The organism is Blautia sp. DFI.3.45 (assembly GCF_020593505.1).
GTDB lineage: Bacteria > Bacillota > Clostridia > Lachnospirales > Lachnospiraceae > Blautia_A > Blautia_A wexlerae.
This window is the reverse complement of record NZ_JAJDMI010000007.1, coordinates 49,096-68,673: the sequence shown is the minus strand read 5'-3', so window position 1 is coordinate 68,673 and position 19,578 is coordinate 49,096. Positions and strand designations below refer to the sequence as shown.

Here is a 19,578-nt window from a genome sequence, read left to right as displayed (position 1 = left end):
CCTTTCTCGAAAAATAATAGAGAGTGGGGTTTAATCCACTCTCTTAGCGACAACAACAAGCCTGCCATTGTTTCTTGAATATTCACAAGTAGAAAGAGAAATCAGCTTGTCGCCATATTCTGCCGATACTCCGGTATCATACAAAGAAAGTTCCTTGCACTTAACAACATACGCATCAAACTCTGCCGCATTTTCTGCGTCCGTAAACTCATAATACTTAAAGCTATCGGAGCTGTCTGTATAAACGACTGTCTTAAAGACTGCAATCACTTCATACCGGTGTCTGTCCGTCAGTGTATCAAAGGTAATCGTCTTATGACCTTCCCAAAAGCTCTTGTTTCTGTACTTCATCAGTCCCGTAAACATCGAGCCGTCATTCATATGGTGTCCGTATATAATGATGTTGTCTGAAGGTTTCTGCACATCACAATTTTCCTGCACATATGGACAGCCATAAGCGGAATAGGTCTTATCAAACTTGTGCTTCAGGTAGAAGTTCGGCTCATTTACAGACTGCACGACCGGATAGTTGATATTGGTATCCTCAACCTTTATCCAACCCACCATATCCTCATTCTGCCGATAGAGTTCAAGATATTCCGCAAGATAGTCCTTATCTTCCGAAAACGTCACGCCCTCATTTTCCTTTTGCGGCTCGTCCTCCACAACCTCCGCAAGGTTATCATAGACTTCATTCTGCTTGGCAGAGTCAATGTGATTACGGATAATAAAGAAGGTGCTTACAGACAACACTACCGTAAACACCATTGCAATAATAATATAGATTTTTCTGCTCATTTTCTCTTACCTTTCCATATCATTTCTCTTAGGTGGAGTCAAATCTCTGCAATACTCCGGATACCTCAACTTGATACCCTCCATAAAATACGGAGCATATCCGCAACAGAACAGTTCCTCCGGTGTATAGAGATTTTCCCTGCCTTCTTCCGTAAATCCATTCCAGAGATTAAAGGCAAGGTGGCAGACCTTGACTGTGCCACTTGTCTGCCAACCGCCGTGCATACCTTCCGGTATGATGCAATCCCTCTTAAAATCAAACATCTTTCCGATGTTCATTCTTGTTTCTTCTGAAATACCCATCACATAGAAAAATGCTCTGTGATAGCAGTCGTTGACTTTGCACTTATCCAGATTTTCCAATACAAAATCTCTGTGTGCAGCATTGCGAAATTGAATCTTAGACATTGTAAATCCCTCCTTATGCTTCGCCTGGTTTGGTTGTCATCAGTTTATAAAGTTTCGTGTTCTTAGGGAATTTGTTTGCAAACGGTACAAGCGAACTTCCCACCTTGATAAGTCCGTGTCCTGCTTCCACATTCGTGATATAGGACATCTGGAGGTCAGAAATATTCAGAAGTTTTGCAAGCTCAAGCCTGTCTGTGGAAGCCTGATTCAGCATAATGATGAACTCTGAGTTTGCAAGCATTGTTCTCGCTGTGTGGCTCTGCAAAAGGTCATCGACATTCTGAGTGATTCCACTTGCGTATGCACCGTATTTTCTCACACGCTTCCACAAGGTAAAGAGGAAGTTTGCAGAGTATTCGTGCTGGAACAGAAGATAAATCTCATCAATGAAGATAAAGGTGTTCTTACCCTTTGCACGGTTCTGTGTGATACGGTTCAGGATAGAGTCAAGGACAACAAGCATACCAATCGGCATAAGCTGTTTACCCAAATCAAGAATGTCATAGCAGATAAGGCGATTATTGGTATCCACATTCGTCTGCTTTGCAAAGGTATTCAGAGAACCGTGTGTGAAAAGTTCAATGGCAAGTGCCAGTTCCTTTGCTTCCGGTTCGTCCTGCTGCAAAAGTTCTGCCCTGAAATCCTGCAAGGTCGGTATATGTCCCTGATAGTCATTCTGCTGATAACTGCGATACACGCTTGCCGTGCAACGGTCAATGATAGACTTCTGCTTCGCTCCGAGATTTGTTCCTCCGATAAGCTGTTCACAAAGGGACATAATAAACTCGGATTTCAAAATGACAGGGTTTGCACCGTCGCCGTAATCCTTATTCATATCCATTGCATTGATGTGATTGTCGGAAGTAGCAGAAATATTGATTACTTCTCCGCCCATCGCATTGACAAGCTGTGAATACTCTCGTTCAGGGTCGATGATGATAATATCCGCATCTGAAGAAAGCACCTGATTGATGATTTCTCCCTTTGCCGCAAATGACTTACCGCCACCAGATACACCGAGAATAAAGGAGTTACCATTCAAAAGTTGCTTACGGTCTGCGATAATCATATTTTTGCTGATAACATTCTGACCGTAATAGATACCGTTCTCGTGGAAAATATCCTGCACCCTGAATGGGATAAATACCGAAAGGCTCTCTGTTGTAAGTGTTCTGAACGCATCAATCTTTCTTGTTCCAAACGGCATTACCGTGTTGAGTCCATCTACTTGCTGAAATCTCAGTGTTGCAAACTGGCAAAGATGTTTTCTTGCCGTGGTAAGCAATGCTTCCGTATCATTCTCAAGCTGTTCCTTACTGTCTGCTGTAATAACCATCGTGATAACAGCGAACATCATTCTCTGGTCACGGGTCGTAAGGTCATCGAGGAACTCTTTCATTTCTTTCTTCTGCTGCTCCATATCATACGGAACAGTTGCAGAGAAGTTATTATTGGCATTCTGCCTACGCTGCCAGTTTGTAATATTGGTTTCCACCCCAAGCAGACGGTTCTCTGCTTCCTTTACTGCTTCATCAGTCGGAACGGGAACAATATCAATGGACATCATCAGATTTCTGTTCATATCCGTAAGTTCCGCCACCATACTGTCTTTGATATAGGACGCATATTCACGAAGAAAAAGGACTCTTCCATAACGGTTTCCCATCTTGAAATAGTCCTTTTCAAATTCCATTGTGTCAGGGCAGATATAATCCTTAAAATCGTGTCCCTTTTTTCTTGTTTCCTTAATATCAAAGTGGAAAGAGCTTTCCTCTCCCACACGATAAAAGTCGTGGAAAATACGAAGTCTCTCGTCTGTTTCCAGTTCCACGCACTTACTTCCAAGTCTGCCGAAGTGAGCAATCAAATCTGCACCGACACGGGCAAAATAAGTTCTTGCGTCCTCTACACTCTTTTTATTGATGGAAATGGTAATATACTTATCCTGAACAATGGAGTTTGCACCCGTTGCCTTATCAAGAAGCATTTTGTTATATTCCTCTCGATACTCGTCCAGATTATCTCCGGTTGTCGGAATAAGGATTGTCTGTTCAAAATCCAGTCTGTTGAGCCGACGGTTATTGATTGTGATTTTTGTCGTTGCACCACTGTCAAGAGAGTTCAGAAGTTCGGAATATTCAAGGAACATCGCTTCCTTATCCTCACGGCTCGCCACTGCATAGTTAATATCCGTAAAGCGGTAGGTCTTTGAATATTTATCCTTTCCCACTTTGAAAATGCCATCATCAAAGATAGCTGCCACGGGAATCACGTCCTGCACCCCTTTCGGTACAACAAATTTTTCTTTATCCTGCTTAAACAAATTTGTAAGAGTCTTAATCATTTGACTTCAATACCTCCTTCTGCTTCTGTTCAATGCTTGGCTTCATCAGTTCGTAATAAACATTGGTGGAGTGAAATACCAGCTTCTTCGGCATTAAAAACTCCGATTTTATCCACGCATAGATTGCTTTCTCTGCGGTCATACCGTTGTACTTCACAAAGCCAAGTGCCGCAAACGGAGCAGCACCCAAAATGCACACCCACGATACGGTTTCCGTGCCAACATACGGTCTGAGCAAGAAATACAGTCCTACCGCAACGCCACAAGCGAGAACAGAAAAAATGAACTGTCTGAGCGACAGCCCAAAAAACATTGACTCTGTATAATTTCTGATTTCTCGGTTAATTTTTACTTCCATATCTGTTTCCTTTCCTGCGGTTTCGGTCTTTCTCCCTCACGCATTTATCATTCAGGCAAAAGACTTTGCCTTTTCGTTTACCGCCATAGTAAACGCATTTCTTACAATCTCTTTGGTTCATCTCAAAATCTCTCCTTAAAGTCCCATCATCTCTCGGATAATACGGTCAGACATTTTTACTGCACCGACAAGAACAAGCATATTAAATACCAATTCCCCGATATATGCCCACACCTGCGTAACTGCTGCTGCATCAGGATTCACTACTGGTGGCGATGAAGCAAATACGGAGAAAATAATACAAGCAAGTACAATGACTGCTCCCTCAAGCAGAACTGCACAATAGCTCTTGATAAAACTCTTGCCGACATTCTGTGTCGGTTCTCCTGCAAATGTGGAAAGCGGTATCGGTGCAAGTGCTGTGTACATATACAACTTGAAAAATCTTCCGTACACCGTCATTATCAGAATGAACGACAGCACCGTGATAAATAATCCTCCGATAAGCGTTACCGCCCACAAGGGAATACTCTCGAAAAATCCGCAGTCCTCTATGGTCGTTACCATCTCTGCGGGCAAGGTCGTCTGTTCCGGAGTTCCAAATCCGGCAGCATTCATAATGGTTGAAATTGTCCCTTGCACGATATTAAATAGTGCAAGCATAAGCTCCATTCCGTATGTGATAACACCTTTCGCCAATGCAAAACGGACAAAGAGTTTTAAAGCGTGTTCCGGTTTCTTCACATCTGTAAAACTTCCGCAGGTCTTTACCATACCTATCACAAAAAACAATACAAGTAAGGCAAGCCCGATAGCCTGAACCGCACCATTGATGTCAACGATAACCTTCCAGATATTCCCGCCCTTAAAGTTCTGCGGTGTAGTTGTGATGAGTGTCCATATTTCTGACAGTTTCTCATTCCAAGTTTCAAGGGCATTTTCAAGATTTTGAACTACCCAGTTATCACTCATTCAAAGCACCTCCTTACAATTAAGGGGTGTACCTTAACTTGGCACACCCCTCGATAACTGTGTAACTCTTATCTTAGCCTGTGATAAGAGTAAGGATTTCTTTCGCAAAAGTGATAATGACACCACCCGCAAGAGTCAGGAAGCCATTGGCTCTCTGAGAAGGGTCGTGAGATTTGAGTGAAAGACCGACCTGCACGATACCAAAGCCAAGCAAAATCATACCGATGGCACGGATAAGTCCGAAGATAAAATCGGACAGATTATTGACTACGGTAAGCGGGTCATTCGCTGCAAATGCAGTCGTTGTCATTCCAAGTGCCAACGCACCGACAATGACCATTGTGCAGTAAGCACGGAAGCCTTTCTTAACCTTTCCGGTCATAGGCAGTTTCTTTGTTTCCTGAATGTCAGTTGCTTTTTTCTTAAAAATAGTCATAGTTGAATACCTCCAAAATTTAATTTGTTTGATTGTTTATGAACAGAGCTTCCATCTCCTCCTCGGAAAGAAGTTCCCAGTTCGTTTCTTCCATTTCCTTTTCAGGAAGTGTTGCAGGGTCAATGTCCCAAATGGCAATCGAAGCAATATCTTTTGTGACTTCTCCATGCTTATAAGGACTCGCCTTTCCGTCTGTGGTAAGTGCCACATTCGGGTGTTTCATAATGTCATATTTGAAATCCATAATGGGTCTTTCCCCACGGATAAACAAAATAGCGTACTGATTATCGAGCATACGCACCTCATCAGGGGTAAGTAACTCTCTGCCGCTAATCTGATAGTTGGTGGAATAATTACCGCTTCTTCCGGTACTCTTTCCGAACGTGTTGGTATCAATGGTTTCCTTGCCCAACAGCTCCGACACATATTTATGGGTTGACTGCTCATTTCCACCAAGGTAAAGAAATTCATCGCAGTTACCCACAATGCTCTCCCACTGTTTTTCAAACAAGGCTTTAAGCTGTGCCAAGTTCTGTAAGATGATGCTTACAGATATCCCACGGGAACGCATAACCGACAGTATCTTGTCGAAGTCGTCCGGCAGTGAAACATTGGCAAATTCGTCCATCATAAAATGAACAGGCATCGGCAAACAGCCGCCGTGGATATGGTCGGCTGCATAAAACAACTGCTGAAAGAGCTGTGTGTAAAGAATGGATACCAAGAAGTTGAAACTGGAGTCGTTATCCGGTATCAGTGCAAACAGAGCCACCTTTTTCTCTCCGAGTGACTGCAAATCCAGTTCATCGGCAGAAGTAAGAGCAGCAAGACTCTCCAAGTTGAACTTTTCAAGCCTTGCTGCAAGGGTTATCTGTATGGATTTTAATGTTTTGGAAGAACCGGAATGATAAGAGTGGTAATACTTCAAAGCAATGTGGTCAGGATTATCTATCATCAAATCTGAAAACAGATTATCAAGCGGAGAAGGACTTGGGTCGTCCTCGTCCTCAATCGCCCCGGCTCTGAGCATTTCCATTACCATTGCAAAATTCTGTTCTTCCGGCGGTGCTTCATAATGCAGATAAAATACAAGTGCAAGCAGAAGCATTGACGCTGCCGTATCCCAAAATGGGTCATTGCTCTGTGAACCTTTCGGAGTGGTACTCTTAAAAAGATTGGTTACGAGCTTCTGCACATCATTGTCATTCTGCAAATAAACAAAAGGATTGTAACAATGGCTTTTCTCCATTGAAATCAAATCAAGCACACGCACTTCGTAACCTTTCTTCTCAAGAAGATGTCCCGTATCTCGCAGGATTTCCCCTTTCGGGTCTAATATCACATAGCTGTTTCTTGCAGCGTTCATAATATTAGGCTTTGCATAAAATCTTGTCTTACCTGCACCGGAGCCACCGCACACAAGCGTATTCAGATTTCGTCTGTGCTTCTTGGCATTAAGTCCAATGCACACATTCTGAGTCATCAGCTTATTTTCTGACAGCGGCTTTTGTCGGTACTTTTTATCAATGGCTCTGACATTGCCCCATTTGGCAGAACCGTGTTCCTCTCGTCTGCGGTAATTCTTTCTTGTTGAGAAATAAATCCCGATACCCATTCCATAGCATAAAAGTAAAATGAGGACAGTTTTTAAGCTGTCCCCACATAATTTTATGGAAAATGGATTATCAAAGAGTGTCGCAAGATTGGCTGCTATCTCCGGCAATCCTCCGCTTATGGAAGGTGCAATCAGAAGTGCCAGCCATATGACCGGAACGATACCGACAATGGATAAAATAATGGCAGTCTGCCTGTCATTATCTCGCTTCATCTGAGCGTTTCCTTTCAATTACTTTGAACTTTTTCAATGGGGCATTTCCGACTTTTACAAGCAGGTCGTCTACTGCATCTGCGGACTTGCCTTCCTCCATCAACTTTGTTTTCTCATCGTTTAAGGAGCGAATGACAACACCGTGTTCGTAATCGTCCAAAGCAATGTGGTAGAGTTTTTCTTTTTCCATATCTGCCCTCCGTTATCTCTCATAGTCCTTTGAACGCTCCTGCTTTTTGCGGAACATTTCATCAGAGATATGACTATGAATTTCTGCCATTGCATTTCGGGTCTTGGAAAGCTCCGCACGGATTTCTTTCGGCTCTTTGGAAGCCAGTCCCTCCGGAATACGGTTAATCGCAAAGTTCTGTGTATCTACGCCATACTTCTTGCAAAGCATATATCCGATACACACTGCCTGAAATCCCATATCCCTGCGGCTGTAACTTTCACTGTTGATAGAAAGCTGTGCGTGTCCGAGTTCCTGAGCGACACACTGAGCAACCGCTACGCTGTCACCCACATTACGCTTCACATACAAGGTCTGCTTTTCATTATTATAGAAAGCTGCCATATTCGGATACGGAAGTTCATCGGTTGACGCAACCTCCACCGGAGATACATCAAGCATTGTCGTGATAAGTGCTTTCGGGTCACGGTTTGCTGATACCGCCGGAGCTTTTCTTCCATTTGTCTGTGTAACATCAAATACCTTTTTGACATTGTAGGAAATACCCGGAGAGCCATCTGCTCTTGTATATTCCACTGGTTCAAGAATAGAAACACTCTTTGCCCCTTTGGTAATCTTCACATTGTCCTTACCCCAATCATTAAAATCTTTAAGCTGTGTTGCCTGCGGATACTGACTGTAAATAAGGAGAGCATTTGCTGCGGAATATCTGTCCATTCGACTCTGCGTATCAAGAAAGCTCTTGAACTTCTCAGAGTCACTCACAATCTCACGGGCAGCGTCATCAATCATCTGATAGATCTTTTCTTTTTCTGCTCGCTTCTTTTCCGCATACTCCTCTTTAGATAATCTTGGCTGATTACCGCCAGCCTTTGCGGGTTTGAAATCATTTGTCATAGTGAATTACCTCTCTTTTGTTTTGGGTTTCTTCTTCGGCTGACGGTGTACCGTCTGACCGTTTTTCTGCTGCGGCTTCTTGCCATCTTTCTTAACCTCCGGCTCTTTACGCTCTGCTTCTTTTTGCTGTTTTGCCTGTGCCTTATAACGGTCAAGTTTCTCTTTGACCGATGGCTTTTCCACTGGCTTTGCAACACCCTTATCAGATTGCGTTTCTACCGGCTCTGAGTTTTGCCTTGACAGAGGGCTTTTGTCTGTTTTGGCGACTGAGGGGTTTGCGTTTGCTCGCTCCTCTTTCTGCATTGGATTTCTGACCGCTTCTTCCATAATGATTTCACTCTTGGATTTGGTCGGCTTTTCTTTTTCAACCGCTTCACGGTCTGCGATAGCTTTCTCTGCTTCACTGACAATCGAAGCCTTATCCACCTTGCCAAGTTCAAATCTTTCAACGATACGCTGAATTTTAGAAGCGTCCTCTGCTCTTGCAATAATATCTACCGGAGCATTCTCTCCCTTTGTGTTCTTATCTCTGAGGACACAATAAAGAACGCCATAGCGTTTTGCCTGTTCGGTAAACTTCTTCAAATCCTTTTGCGGAATGGAAAAGACTTTCAGCTCCTTGCCTGACTTAATCATATTGGTAAGCCTTGCTTTGCCCTTCGTCTTTTGCTCCTGCTTCAGAACCGATACCAAAAGCAATGCGATATTCTTCGCCGCCGAACCGCTTAATCTTGCAGCAACTTCAAATCCTTCAAGCGAAAGCCTAACGACCTGCTCTGCTGCGTCACCACCGTTGTTCATAGCGTGATTTCTCCTTTCTCTGCTGTTTTTGTTCCTCTGTTTCGATATGCTCAAGGTTTTCTTCCATAACCTTTGACCTCTCCGCAATATCCTCGCAGAGTTTTACTTCTCGTCGGAGTTTTTTCAATTCTCCATTGATAGAAGCGATTTCATCTTTTGCCGCCTGAAGCTGACCATCATCAATATTTGTTCTTATCTTTTTTCGGAGATGTGTTCTTCCGGCAACAAGATTTTTCATCTGCTCCTCTAAGGAAGTCTTATATGAAAAAAGCTGTTCGTCCGTGGAAATATTTTCTCGTCCGAGCAGCCTTACTTCATCAGTAATCTTATCGAGCTTCATTAAATCATCTTTCAAGAGATAATGAAGCCTTGCGTTATTCTGTTTCTTATACTTTGGCAGATAACCGAGTCTGTAACAGTAATACAGATACAGCCCATAAAGTCCGCCTTTCTTTTTCAGCTTCTGTCCTCTGGTCTGCATACGGTACTGTCTTGGTTTATAAGTCGCCCTCTGGAACGGCTCAATTTCTGCCCATCTATCACGATTTTCTTTGATACGCTCTACAATCCGGTCATTGGTATAATCAGCTCCGAGATTTTTCAGTCGTATCGGCTTATCGTATCCCTTTGGAATGACCGTCCAATATTTTCGGCTTGGACTCAGGTTATAGGCATATCCCATTTCCTTGAGTGCAAACTGAAATTCTTTCAGGGTCTTGCTGTGGTCGATAGCATAATCAATGGCTTCTTTTGCAACCGAGTAGCGTGTCGGCATACCTGCCTTTTCTTTCATCGTCAGATAATCCGACTGCTTACTGCGGTTCGGATTCGGGTCATAGTAAAGTCCGTACTTCTCACAAATCCTGTCTGCAACTTTTCGGAATTTGAACCACGCTTTTTCCTCTCCCCATAAATGTTTCCCATCGACGAAAGAAATAGAGTTGATGACAAAATGACAGTGCAGGTGCTTTGTGTTCAGGTGGGTTGTCACAACGACTTGAAATCTTTTACCCCACACTTCATTTGCAAACTCCATTCCGATTTTCTGTGCCATCTCAGGAGATATATCTGTTTCCTTGAAACTCAAATATCCGTGATAGGCTTGGATACCGTCTGTCTTTTGGTACTGCTCCTTAACCGTTATGAACTGGTCACGGGCAATCGCCACATTACAGTTGATACCCTCAACATAGAACTCACGCTCTGTTTTTTCCTCGTCCTTTGCATAAGCAATAACATCTGCAAGAGCCTGATACTGTTCCGGCGAAAACTCCCTTTTGATTTTTGCAGAAGTCTTTTCGGGATTGGTCGCATAGTCAATGACCTGACCGAGCCTTTCTGTAACCGACCACAACTTTGTTACTGCCATTTCATTTCGCTCTGATTTGGACGAAGATATGTCCTCTCAATCTCTGACTGGAACTTATTCCACTTCGCAGCTTCATTCTTCAGCATAGGTGCGTCAATGAAACCAAGCGTATTAGCTTTAGCCGCAAGCTGATTGATGTTATTACCGATAGAGGACAGTTCCCTCATCACATCATAGAAGCGGTCATCGGGTTTCTCTTTCGGTTCGTAACCTCTGATAAGTAAACGGATAAGTCCTGCTTCGGAAAGGCAAGCCTTCTTTGCCTTTGCTGCCAAATCCTGTGCTTCCTTGCGGTTAAAGCGTACAATCTTCTGAATGTTTCTCTTTCTCATAATCGGTATCTTCCTTTCTCTTTACTCTGCAATCTTTGTTAATCTGGAATAAGCACATCATCGTAACGCCAAGACAACTGCCGAGCAGTGTCCCGGCGGCGATAAGTAATAACTCTCTCAAATCAAGTTCTCCTTTCTCACGGGGTATTAGGGGCAACCCCTAACGAGCCTTTTACCGTTTGGGAAACTGTGTTTATCCAAATGGTCTGCTCGCTAAGAATAAACATCTCCTCCGGGTTGCCCCGTTCTCAGTCTACTATCTCTCATAATCCTTTGATTTCGGCTTAAAAGGTTCAGCCACGATATTACCGCCCACTTCCTTAGAAAAGCGTTCAGGATACTTGAACTGTTCCTTGTATTTCTTCATCATATCGTCCGGCAAGCTCTGAAAACTCTCACTCTCAGGCGGTGCATAACAGATAAAGAATTTGCCGCAGATAATATCTACCATCTCTTTCTTATCATTGTCCTGCACATAAACTGCACGGTTAAGCGGAAGTCCTCTCATCTTTCCTTCCTCATTACAGATGATTGCAACGTCATCGTCATAGGGCATATATTCCTCAATGTCCCCGCCGACAACCTCCTGCATTGCTTCCAGACTGTCGTCGATTACAATTTCCTTCGGGTACTTTTCCGGTTCTACCAAGAGAACTTTAATCTTAGAATCATTCATCGTTCTTCATTCCTTTCGTGTGTTTTTTTATTGTAAATTCCCATCCGCATACAAAGAAAATCGTTGAAGTCCTTACCTGCTTTTGGTGGCTCATCAACGATTTCATACTTATCCGGCAGAATAGTTTTTAAGGTCTGTGCTGCCTTTCTGCCCGCTATATCATTGTCAAAATGGATACGGATTTTCCTGACAGATGGGTTACTGCCAAGATACTTTTCCAGTGCAATCGGCACTTTACTGTCCTCAATTTTCTTTGCCGGAGAATACACCCCGGACAGCGAAACAAAGCTCATTTCTTTCCAGTCCTGCCCGTTCAGTTTTGCAAGCGTGGCATAGGATAACAAGTCAATGGCACACTCAAAGAGGTGTACTTCCTCCAAGTTTTCCTTACCAAGCCGAAAAGAATAATCTTTTTTACTGCCACTGCAATCGCCCATAATCCTACGCTTATTCGTGGAACGGTAGGCTGCATATTTGGGTTCTTTCTTCTCGTCATAGCCTACAAACACAACATTGTGATACGGCAGGCTCTCAAAGATAAGGTCATTAGAGATACAGTAATTGATGATTTCAAAATCTATTCCTCTCCCGAAAAGATACTCTGTAATCACTATATTGGAAGCACATTTTTCAGGGAGAAGAAGCGGTTTATTTTCCTCTTTTGGCTGTGGTTTTTCATAGTCCGGAGCCTGAATCGCTGTGTGTCCGATAATGGTTTCCACCGCTTCAAGGAAGCTGTAACCTTTGACCTTAATCAGATAATCCAAAGCACTCCTGCCACCGATACCTCTCGACCACCATATCCATTTCCCGTTTGAAATCTTCAAACTGTCGTGGGTTCTGGTGCAATAGGTGTTACCTGAAAACTTAACCAGCTCATACGGTTCATAATTTTTCAGGTAGGTTAATAAGTCCATCTGCTTCGCCTGAATGATTAACTCAGGTGCGATAAATGGCATATCGACCACCGCCTTCCTGTTTATCTCTCATACGATTTCTCCTTTCTGCCGCCGACTGGCTCGCCCTCATCAGGCTCTCCGCCGACAATCTCATTTTCCTTTTTATCCATATTGAGCAGGATATTCAGCTCATCAAGTCGGGCAGTTTTTGCCCTCAATTCTTCCTCCTTTGCAAACGGCTTTTCGATTTCCTGCTTCGCTGTTTCAAACTGCTTCTCCGTATTTTCAAGGCTGTTTTTCGTATCAGCAAGTGCTTCCTCAAAGCGTTCTATGCCGTTATCTATTCTCACGATATTACCATGAGCATCATCGCCAAGCGGTACATCTCTGCTCGTTTCGCCTTTCAGTTTCACAACATAATTACGCTGCACCGTATCAAAATACAGCTCCATTTGAAAGCCACGGTACTCGCCAAGTGGTATCGCATCAGGACTGTTCATTGACTTGCAGGCATTGATGATTGCCTGACCTGCTTCGGCTTTTTCGGAATAAGAAACACCCAATACCATCATTCCAAGCGGCTGCTCGTCTGTCGGTTTCGGGTGTGATTTTGCTGTTTCAACATCTTTTGTAAGTCCCTCTACACGGGATTTTAAGTAAGCAATCTGTTGTGGATAGAACTTGATGACCTTATCCTCCAGTCCGTATTTCTCCGATAAGAAATTGGATTTTAACATCTTCAGCTTCTGCACCTGAATGTCTAAGTCCATCTTTTCTTTGATATACGGATTGCCTGTTGCAAGCATTTTTATCTCCGCATAGGACAGTGCAGTTTCATCAATATCCTCTGCTGACCTGACCGGAGATTTGCTCGTCATAATCTGACTTGCGAACTTCTGCTTACCTTCCACGAGCTGATAGAGGTATGCATCAAAGGTCTGCTCTGTTACATAGCGGTAAATATCTACCTGCGGATTTTCATTGCCCTGACGGACAATTCTACCGGAACGCTGCTCCAAATCTGAAGGTCGCCACGGACAATCCACATCGTGAAGTGCGATAAGTTTATCCTGCACATTCGTTCCTGCTCCCATCTTCTGAGTAGAGCCAAGAAGCACCCTGACTTCTCCCTTGCGGGTCTTTTGGAACAGTTCCTTTTTCTTCATATCCGTGTCGGCTTCGTGTATAAATTTTACTTCACTTTCAGGAATACCTCTCTCAATCAACTTCTTCCTGATGTCGTTATAGACGGAAAATGTGCCATCATTCTTCGGCGTGGAAAGGTCACAAAACACAAGCTGTGCTGATTTCTTGTCGGCATTTTCTTTCCATATCCGATAGATGTTATCGACGCAGGCATTGATTTTACTGCCCTCAAAATCAGGCAGCATATCGTTTAGCATACGCTGGTCAAGAGCCAGTTTTCTTCCGTCATTCGTGATTTTCAGCATATTATCTACGCTTGAATCCACACCGCCGCCACGCACCTGCTCGGCTCTCTCTGCAAGGGAAGCAACCATTTCTTTCTGCATTTCTGACGGCTTTACTGCAATGTTATGGTACTTTGCTTCCGGTACTGGCAGGTTCAACATATCCGCTGTCTTAATGTCCGCTATCTCCTTGAACATCGCCATTAGTTCAGGCAAGTTATAGAATTTTGCGAACCTTGTCTTTGCTCTGTATCCTGTTCCTTCCGGTGTAAGTTCCACTGCCGTAATGGTTTCTCCGAAAGTGGAAGCCCAGGCATCAAAGTGCTGCAACCCATTTTTCACAAGCGTGCTGTACTGCAAATATCGCTGTATCGTATAAAGTTCCACCATACTGTTTGAGATAGGTGTACCCGTTGCGAACACGGTTCCTCGCCCTCCGGTAATCTCGTCAAGGTAACGGCACTTCATAAAGAGGTCGGAAGATTTCTGTGCTTCCGTCTGTGCGATACCGCCCACATTACGCATTTTTGTATAAAGATAAAGGTTCTTGTAATAATGGCTTTCATCAACAAAAAGCCTGTCTACACCAAGTTCCTCAAAGGTTACAACATCATCTTTTTTCGTCTGGTCATTGAGTTTATCAAGTTTCTGCTTGATAGATTTCTTTGACTTTTCAAGCTGCTTTATGGAGAAGTTTTCCCCTCGGTTTCGCTTAAGTTCCGCAATTCCTCCGGTTATCTCCTCAAGCTGCTGTTCTAAGATTGCCCTCTGTCTTTCAATGGACATCGGGATTTTCTCAAACTGTGAATGTCCGATGATAACTGCGTCATAATCTCCGGTTGCAATCCTGCCGCAGAACTTTTTACGGTTCTTGGTTTCAAAATCTTTCTTTGTTGCGACAAGGATATTCGCCGCCGGATAGAGCTGCAAATACTCAGCCGCCCATTGTTCGGTCAAGTGATTTGGTACAACAAACAGTGACTTGTTACAAAGCCCAAGCCTTTTCGACTCCTGTGCTGCCGCCACCATTTCAAAAGTTTTTCCTGCTCCGACTGCGTGTGCAAGAAGCGTATTTCCTCCGTAAAGGATATGAGCAACCGCATTTTTCTGATGTTCCCTGAGTTCAATTTCAGGGTTCATACCATTGAAAATGATATGACTTCCATCATACTCACGAGGTCTGACGCTATTGAATTTCTCATTGTAGGATTTGCAAAGCCTTTCCCTTCGTTCAGGGTCAGACCATATCCAGTCCTGAAATTCCTGCTTAATCATTTCCTGCTTCGACTGAGCAATCGCTGTTTCCTTTTTATTCAGGACAGCTTTTTTCTTTCCCTCATCATCTTCGATATAATCAAAGATACGCACATCTTTTAAGTTCAGCGTTTCCTCGATAATCTTATAGGCATTGATGCGGGAAGTTCCGTAAGTGTTATATGCCCTTACATTTCCTTTGTCATAGGATTTGCCCTCAATATTCCACTCACTCGTAAATGGAGAGAAGTGAACTTTGATATTCCACTGTGCGTAGCGTGGTGTTTCAAGCAAATGAAAGATAAACTCCTGCACATCGTCCGGTGGCAGCCAAGTTGCACCAAGTCGCACGGAAATTTCACTTGCAGTCAGGTCTTTCGGCTGCACCTTTTGAAGTGCTTCCACATTGACCTTATAATCTTCCGGATAGAGTTCTGCCGAGTTCTTTGCAATTCTCAGCTTCTCCCTGACATTACCCGAAAGGTATTCATCAGCCATCAGATACTTCGGTTCGTAAGAATTTCCATACTCATAAAGCGGGTTTAGGAAGATAACACCCTTTAAGTCCTCAAAGATTTCATTCTCCGATTTACCGGAAAGCTCCATCATATAGTCCATATCAATCGTGGCTTTTTCTCCAAGAGATACCGCCAACGCTTCGCTTGCCGTATCAACAGAAGTAACCGGAGTATGCGGCTTAATTGTCCTCTTAGAAAACATATCAGCCTTACGTTCCAGTTCTCCGTCCTCTCCGATTATCTCCAATGCAGAAAGCAAAGAGAATGAACTGTCCTGCGAAAAAGCAGAGGTATTTGCACGGCTGTTAATGAGTCCGTACTTACCTGAAAAGGTATCATAAAGTCTGTTTAATCTCTCCTGCTCCGCTTTTATTTCGCTGTCAGGGTAATCTTCTGTCTGCAATTCAATCAGCGTTCTGACGGAATTTCTAATGGCAATCATACCCTTAATTCGGTTCTCTGCGGTTGCCGACACCTCCACCGGAGTCATACGGGAATTTTCTCGATAGTAGATTTTATCGTCCACCACCGTATAGGAAAAGTTTCTCACTGTTGGGTCTGCCGGAATAGAATTATCTTCCTCCTCCAGTTCTTCCTCGGCTTCATATTCCGTGATTTCTCCGTGAATATTTGCTACCGCTTCATCAAGCTGTGCTGCAAGGTCTGCATTTTCATACGGCACACAAGTTGCTTCCATACCAAAACGCCCCGATACCATTTTCATTTCTCCAAGTATCATTTCGGGGTGCTGCACAAAATAAGAGTTCATCTTAATTCCGTTCTCATCGGTATCAAGATGAACCCAATCCGGCTCAATATCTATCAGTCTGTCACGCTTTTGCAGGATAAGAATATCCGAAACGACTTCCGTTCCTGCATTACCCTTAAAGGTATTATTCGGCAATCGGATTGCTCCAAGAAGCTCTGCTCTCTGTGCAATATACTTTCGTACTGCTAAAGTTTCCTTATCCATTGTGCCTTTGCTCGTTACAAGAGCCATCACACCGCCGGGTCTTAACTTATCAAGGGACTTGGCAAAAAAGTAATCGTGTATCAGGAACTTATGCTTGTCATACCTTTTATCCGATACCTTAAAATCTCCAAAAGGTACATTTCCAACCACTCCATCAAAGAAGCTGTCCGGCAGATTGGTTTCTTCAAATCCTTGTGCCGCAATGGTTGTTTTCTGATAAAGCTGCTGTGCAATCCCTGCGGAAATCGTATCAAGTTCCACACCGTAAATCTTACTGTCCTGCATTGTGTCCGGCAGCATACCGATGAAATTACCGATACCGCAGGACGGCTCTAACAAGTTGCCTTCCTTAAAACCCATCTGCTCCATTGCCTTATAAATGGCTGTGATAACTTCGGGCGGCGTGTAGAACGCAGTCAATGTGCTTTCTCTTGCCGAAGCATATTCTTCCGGTGTTAATACCGAAGAAAGTTCCAGATACTCCGTTGCCCACGCTGAATTATTTTCATCAAAAGCTTCTGAAAGTCCACCCCAACCGACATACTTTGATAAGATAATTTGTTCTTCAGGAGTGGCAAATCTGTTTTCTTCCTGACACTTTTTAAGAAGCTGTATCGCCATAATATTTCTGCGGAAGCGTTCCTTTTTACCTACCGTTTCAACCTCATTTTCTCTGAGATTAAAGGTATGACGGTCTGCCATAGGCACATCAGGGTGCAGGTCAAAGCCCTTGACCTTTTTCTTCTGCTCCCAAGCAGGAACTACCGGCTCAGGCTCTTTTTCATTTCTTTCTTCGGCAGGTTCTTCCTTCACAATCAAATGCTCATTCATCGGGTTCTCACGCACTTTTCTGTCAAACTCTGTGCGTGAAAATTCCTTATTGAGCAGTGGCATATCATAGTCATAGAGCATTACTCTCTCATCATCAACAGATAAGATTTCATACTCAGAAGCACCGATATACACCTTATCGCCAAGATGATATTCATACTGCATATCTTGCGGCTGTTCTGCTTCTTCAGGTTCTTTTTCGGTTGGTTCAACCTCCTGCTCCGGTGGTGCATTAGAGAGTATCTCACGATTTCTTTTCGTTTCCTCGATTTTGGCTCTGCGTTCCTCTTGGCTTTCAAGCCACTGAGGATAGTGTTCTTTTTCCTTTGGATTTAAGTATCTGTCCGTTCGGATAAGTTCCCCGATACGCTTCTCCACCTGCGACCACGAAAGTGTGATATGTGGATTTTCTTTACCGATGCCTTTCGTAATCGTAATACCTTTTCCATCGTGGCTCTCATCAATGCCTGCCCCGATTATGACGGGATAAGAACCGCCCCAACCGTATTCATTTTTCAAGAAGTCGGCATTTTCTTTTGCAGAAAGGCTTTTTTCAAACTGCTCATAAATACGCATTTTACCCTCAGAAAATCCGCTTCCGTTCGCAAGAACAGCGTCGATAATCTCCTGAGAAAAAGTAAAGGCAGAGGTTTTCTTTTCCTCTGCCCGACCGTCTAATATGAATGTCATCTGACCGTCCATTGACGGTAATGGTTTTATGCTGTCACTTAATTCTCCCAATAATCGCATAGCTTCAAAATGTCGGGCAATAACAGCCCAATCATAATAGCTCTGTGCGGTTCTGCTGTCGTATTTGCCCTCCCACAAATGCAGAACGTTTTCAAAGGTCTTGTACCCTACTGTCCTGCCGTCCTCTAAAGTAAGTTCGGTATAATCATTATTGAAAATACTCTTTATATACTCTGTGCGGTCTTTGTTATCAGGATTACGTTCATAATAATCTTTGATTTCTTCCAGACTTGCTGACAAATGTGGTGTCGTTCTGAGAATTTCATTGATTACTTCATCACGTCCAAAGAACGGAAGGCTTTTATCCTCGTGCGTTCTGTCGTAATACTCTAAGCGAATATCACTTCCGCTTTCACGATTTCCTGTGCCGAATTGCGAAGGGAGTTCATCAGACGAACCCATTTCATCATATCCTCCGCTTTCATCTGTTCGGTCACTCCCTCTTTCTGTGCCATCTGGCTCAGAATTGTTTCCTCCATCTTGCTGGCTCTCTGTTCCACTTCCGCCAAGTGCTGTGTCAGTTCGCCCCTCGTCAGGAGATTGTAGTAAAGGACTCTGTGATGTTCCTTCAGAAACTCTCTCCTCATCTGAGCGTATCTGCCCAGCGTCACTTCCGGCTGCTGTGGAAGTTTCAGGTTCGGAAGGCTGTAATCGCCCACCATCGTGTAGGTCAGTTCGTTCATTGTCCAAACTCCTTTCGTCGTTATTTTCAACCTTATTGTATTCATTTCTGTCCTGACCGACAATTATGCGATTTTGACGGTTGAGTGCAGTAATTGTTTTAGATATTTCCGTCAATCCCATTTCTGCAATATCACTGGTAGCAAATCCAAGTGCATTGAGTGTTTCCTGCGTATTGAAGTTGGTAACATCTCTGAAATCATCAAGTTCAAAATAACCGTCCGTATCAACGCCGAGCCTTGACATCATCATATATGCCACACTGTTTGTCACGACATTTTTATAAATGAAAGCCACAATATCCTCTTCCACTTCCTCAAAGGAACTGCCCTCGGTTGCATAGTAAAGGTCTTGCAGATAATCAGGGATATTATCCTCTGCCGCATTTCTTGCTGCTCCCATAATTGCTTCGGCAAGACTGCTCTTATTCTCAATCTCTCCGAAAGTGCTTTCCAATGTTTCAATCACATCAGCTTCGTATTCCTGACGCATATCCCAAATCGGGACTGTTCTTGAATATCTGCTTTCGTGAGTATCTGAAATATCAAAGTAATGTGTCAGTCTTTGCCGTGAACGGTTTTCATCAGCAAAAACAGCAATACCTCTTGCACCTCGGTTGACCCATCTGCCAAAAATTTTGTTCCACTGCTCTATCTCAAGAACCGCTGTTGCATCAGGTCGCTGTGCATATACAAGTAGCTGTTCGTCATAACGTAACTTATAATTTCGGCAAGCCGAAGCCAAGAATGCCTGCCAGTTCTGAGGATTTGACACAACCGTTTTGCAGGTGCGGTTGTAAAGCTCAGAAATAAGGTCATATTTTCGTGCCATTA

General features: G+C 43.5%; 17 protein-coding genes. All 17 read right to left on the bottom strand.

Annotated features, from left to right (window positions below; translation table 11 throughout):
• Nucleotides 1–30: 30 nt before the first annotated feature.
• Entirely contained in the window at nucleotides 31–798 is a 768-nt protein-coding gene (gene srtB / locus LJE09_RS04195; protein ID WP_023920520.1) for a class B sortase, read from the bottom strand.
• Nucleotides 799–804: 6 nt separating this feature from the next.
• Nucleotides 805–1,206 (bottom strand): DUF6075 family protein, encoded by a 402-nt coding sequence (locus LJE09_RS04190; protein ID WP_002594682.1) that lies wholly within the window; start codon nucleotides 1,204–1,206, stop codon nucleotides 805–807.
• A 13-nt stretch (nucleotides 1,207–1,219) separates the two neighbouring features.
• Nucleotides 1,220–3,550 carry a VirB4-like conjugal transfer ATPase, CD1110 family gene (locus tag LJE09_RS04185; protein WP_055062744.1) on the bottom strand — a complete coding sequence of 777 codons (2,331 nt, stop codon included), beginning with the start codon at nucleotides 3,548–3,550 and terminating at the stop codon, nucleotides 1,220–1,222.
• Entirely contained in the window at nucleotides 3,543–3,908 is a 366-nt protein-coding gene (locus tag LJE09_RS04180) for a PrgI family protein (RefSeq protein ID WP_023920514.1), read from the bottom strand. Before LJE09_RS04180 ends, LJE09_RS04185 begins: the two co-directional genes overlap by 8 nt.
• Nucleotides 3,892–4,029 (bottom strand): hypothetical protein, encoded by a 138-nt coding sequence (locus LJE09_RS04175; protein WP_017144064.1) that lies wholly within the window; start codon nucleotides 4,027–4,029, stop codon nucleotides 3,892–3,894. The genes LJE09_RS04180 and LJE09_RS04175 overlap by 17 nt, the downstream gene beginning before the upstream one ends.
• Nucleotides 4,030–4,043: 14 nt before the next feature.
• Entirely contained in the window at nucleotides 4,044–4,880 is an 837-nt protein-coding gene (locus LJE09_RS04170) for a hypothetical protein (protein ID WP_002594677.1), read from the bottom strand.
• 73 nt (nucleotides 4,881–4,953) lie between these two features.
• Complete coding sequence (locus LJE09_RS04165) at nucleotides 4,954–5,316, bottom strand: hypothetical protein (RefSeq protein ID WP_015512775.1); 363 nt, start codon at nucleotides 5,314–5,316, stop codon at nucleotides 4,954–4,956.
• Nucleotides 5,317–5,335: 19 nt separating this feature from the next.
• The gene (locus tag LJE09_RS04160; protein WP_227145190.1) at nucleotides 5,336–7,144 is read right to left on the bottom strand and encodes a VirD4-like conjugal transfer protein, CD1115 family; all 1,809 of its coding nucleotides are present in this window, start codon (nucleotides 7,142–7,144) and stop codon (nucleotides 5,336–5,338) included.
• Nucleotides 7,131–7,334: a hypothetical protein gene (locus LJE09_RS04155; RefSeq protein WP_008789327.1), complete on the bottom strand. Its 204-nt coding sequence runs from the start codon at nucleotides 7,332–7,334 to the stop codon at nucleotides 7,131–7,133. The genes LJE09_RS04160 and LJE09_RS04155 overlap by 14 nt, the downstream gene beginning before the upstream one ends.
• Nucleotides 7,335–7,346: 12 nt before the next feature.
• Entirely contained in the window at nucleotides 7,347–8,231 is an 885-nt protein-coding gene (locus tag LJE09_RS04150; protein WP_227145188.1) for an LtrC-like protein, read from the bottom strand.
• A gap of 6 nt (nucleotides 8,232–8,237) precedes the next feature.
• Entirely contained in the window at nucleotides 8,238–9,032 is a 795-nt protein-coding gene (locus LJE09_RS04145; protein WP_015530022.1) for a PcfB family protein, read from the bottom strand.
• Nucleotides 9,016–10,401, bottom strand: a complete 1,386-nt coding sequence (locus tag LJE09_RS04140; RefSeq protein WP_227145186.1) for a relaxase/mobilization nuclease domain-containing protein — start codon at nucleotides 10,399–10,401, stop codon at nucleotides 9,016–9,018. The genes LJE09_RS04145 and LJE09_RS04140 overlap by 17 nt, the downstream gene beginning before the upstream one ends.
• On the bottom strand, nucleotides 10,392–10,733 hold the full coding sequence (locus LJE09_RS04135) for a plasmid mobilization protein (RefSeq protein WP_002594670.1): 342 nt from the start codon (nucleotides 10,731–10,733) through the stop codon (nucleotides 10,392–10,394). The genes LJE09_RS04140 and LJE09_RS04135 overlap by 10 nt, the downstream gene beginning before the upstream one ends.
• A complete protein-coding gene (locus LJE09_RS04130; protein ID WP_087203228.1) occupies nucleotides 10,696–10,854 on the bottom strand; it encodes a DUF3789 domain-containing protein in 159 nt (52 codons plus the stop codon). The genes LJE09_RS04135 and LJE09_RS04130 overlap by 38 nt, the downstream gene beginning before the upstream one ends.
• Before the next feature lie 135 nt (nucleotides 10,855–10,989).
• A complete protein-coding gene (locus LJE09_RS04125; protein ID WP_002594669.1) occupies nucleotides 10,990–11,409 on the bottom strand; it encodes a DUF3846 domain-containing protein in 420 nt (139 codons plus the stop codon).
• Nucleotides 11,406–12,368: a DUF3991 and toprim domain-containing protein gene (locus tag LJE09_RS04120; RefSeq protein WP_008789321.1), complete on the bottom strand. Its 963-nt coding sequence runs from the start codon at nucleotides 12,366–12,368 to the stop codon at nucleotides 11,406–11,408. The genes LJE09_RS04125 and LJE09_RS04120 overlap by 4 nt, the downstream gene beginning before the upstream one ends.
• Before the next feature lie 20 nt (nucleotides 12,369–12,388).
• The gene (locus LJE09_RS04115; protein ID WP_331464373.1) at nucleotides 12,389–19,576 is read right to left on the bottom strand and encodes an N-6 DNA methylase; all 7,188 of its coding nucleotides are present in this window, start codon (nucleotides 19,574–19,576) and stop codon (nucleotides 12,389–12,391) included.
• Between the last annotated feature and the right edge of the window lie 2 nt (nucleotides 19,577–19,578).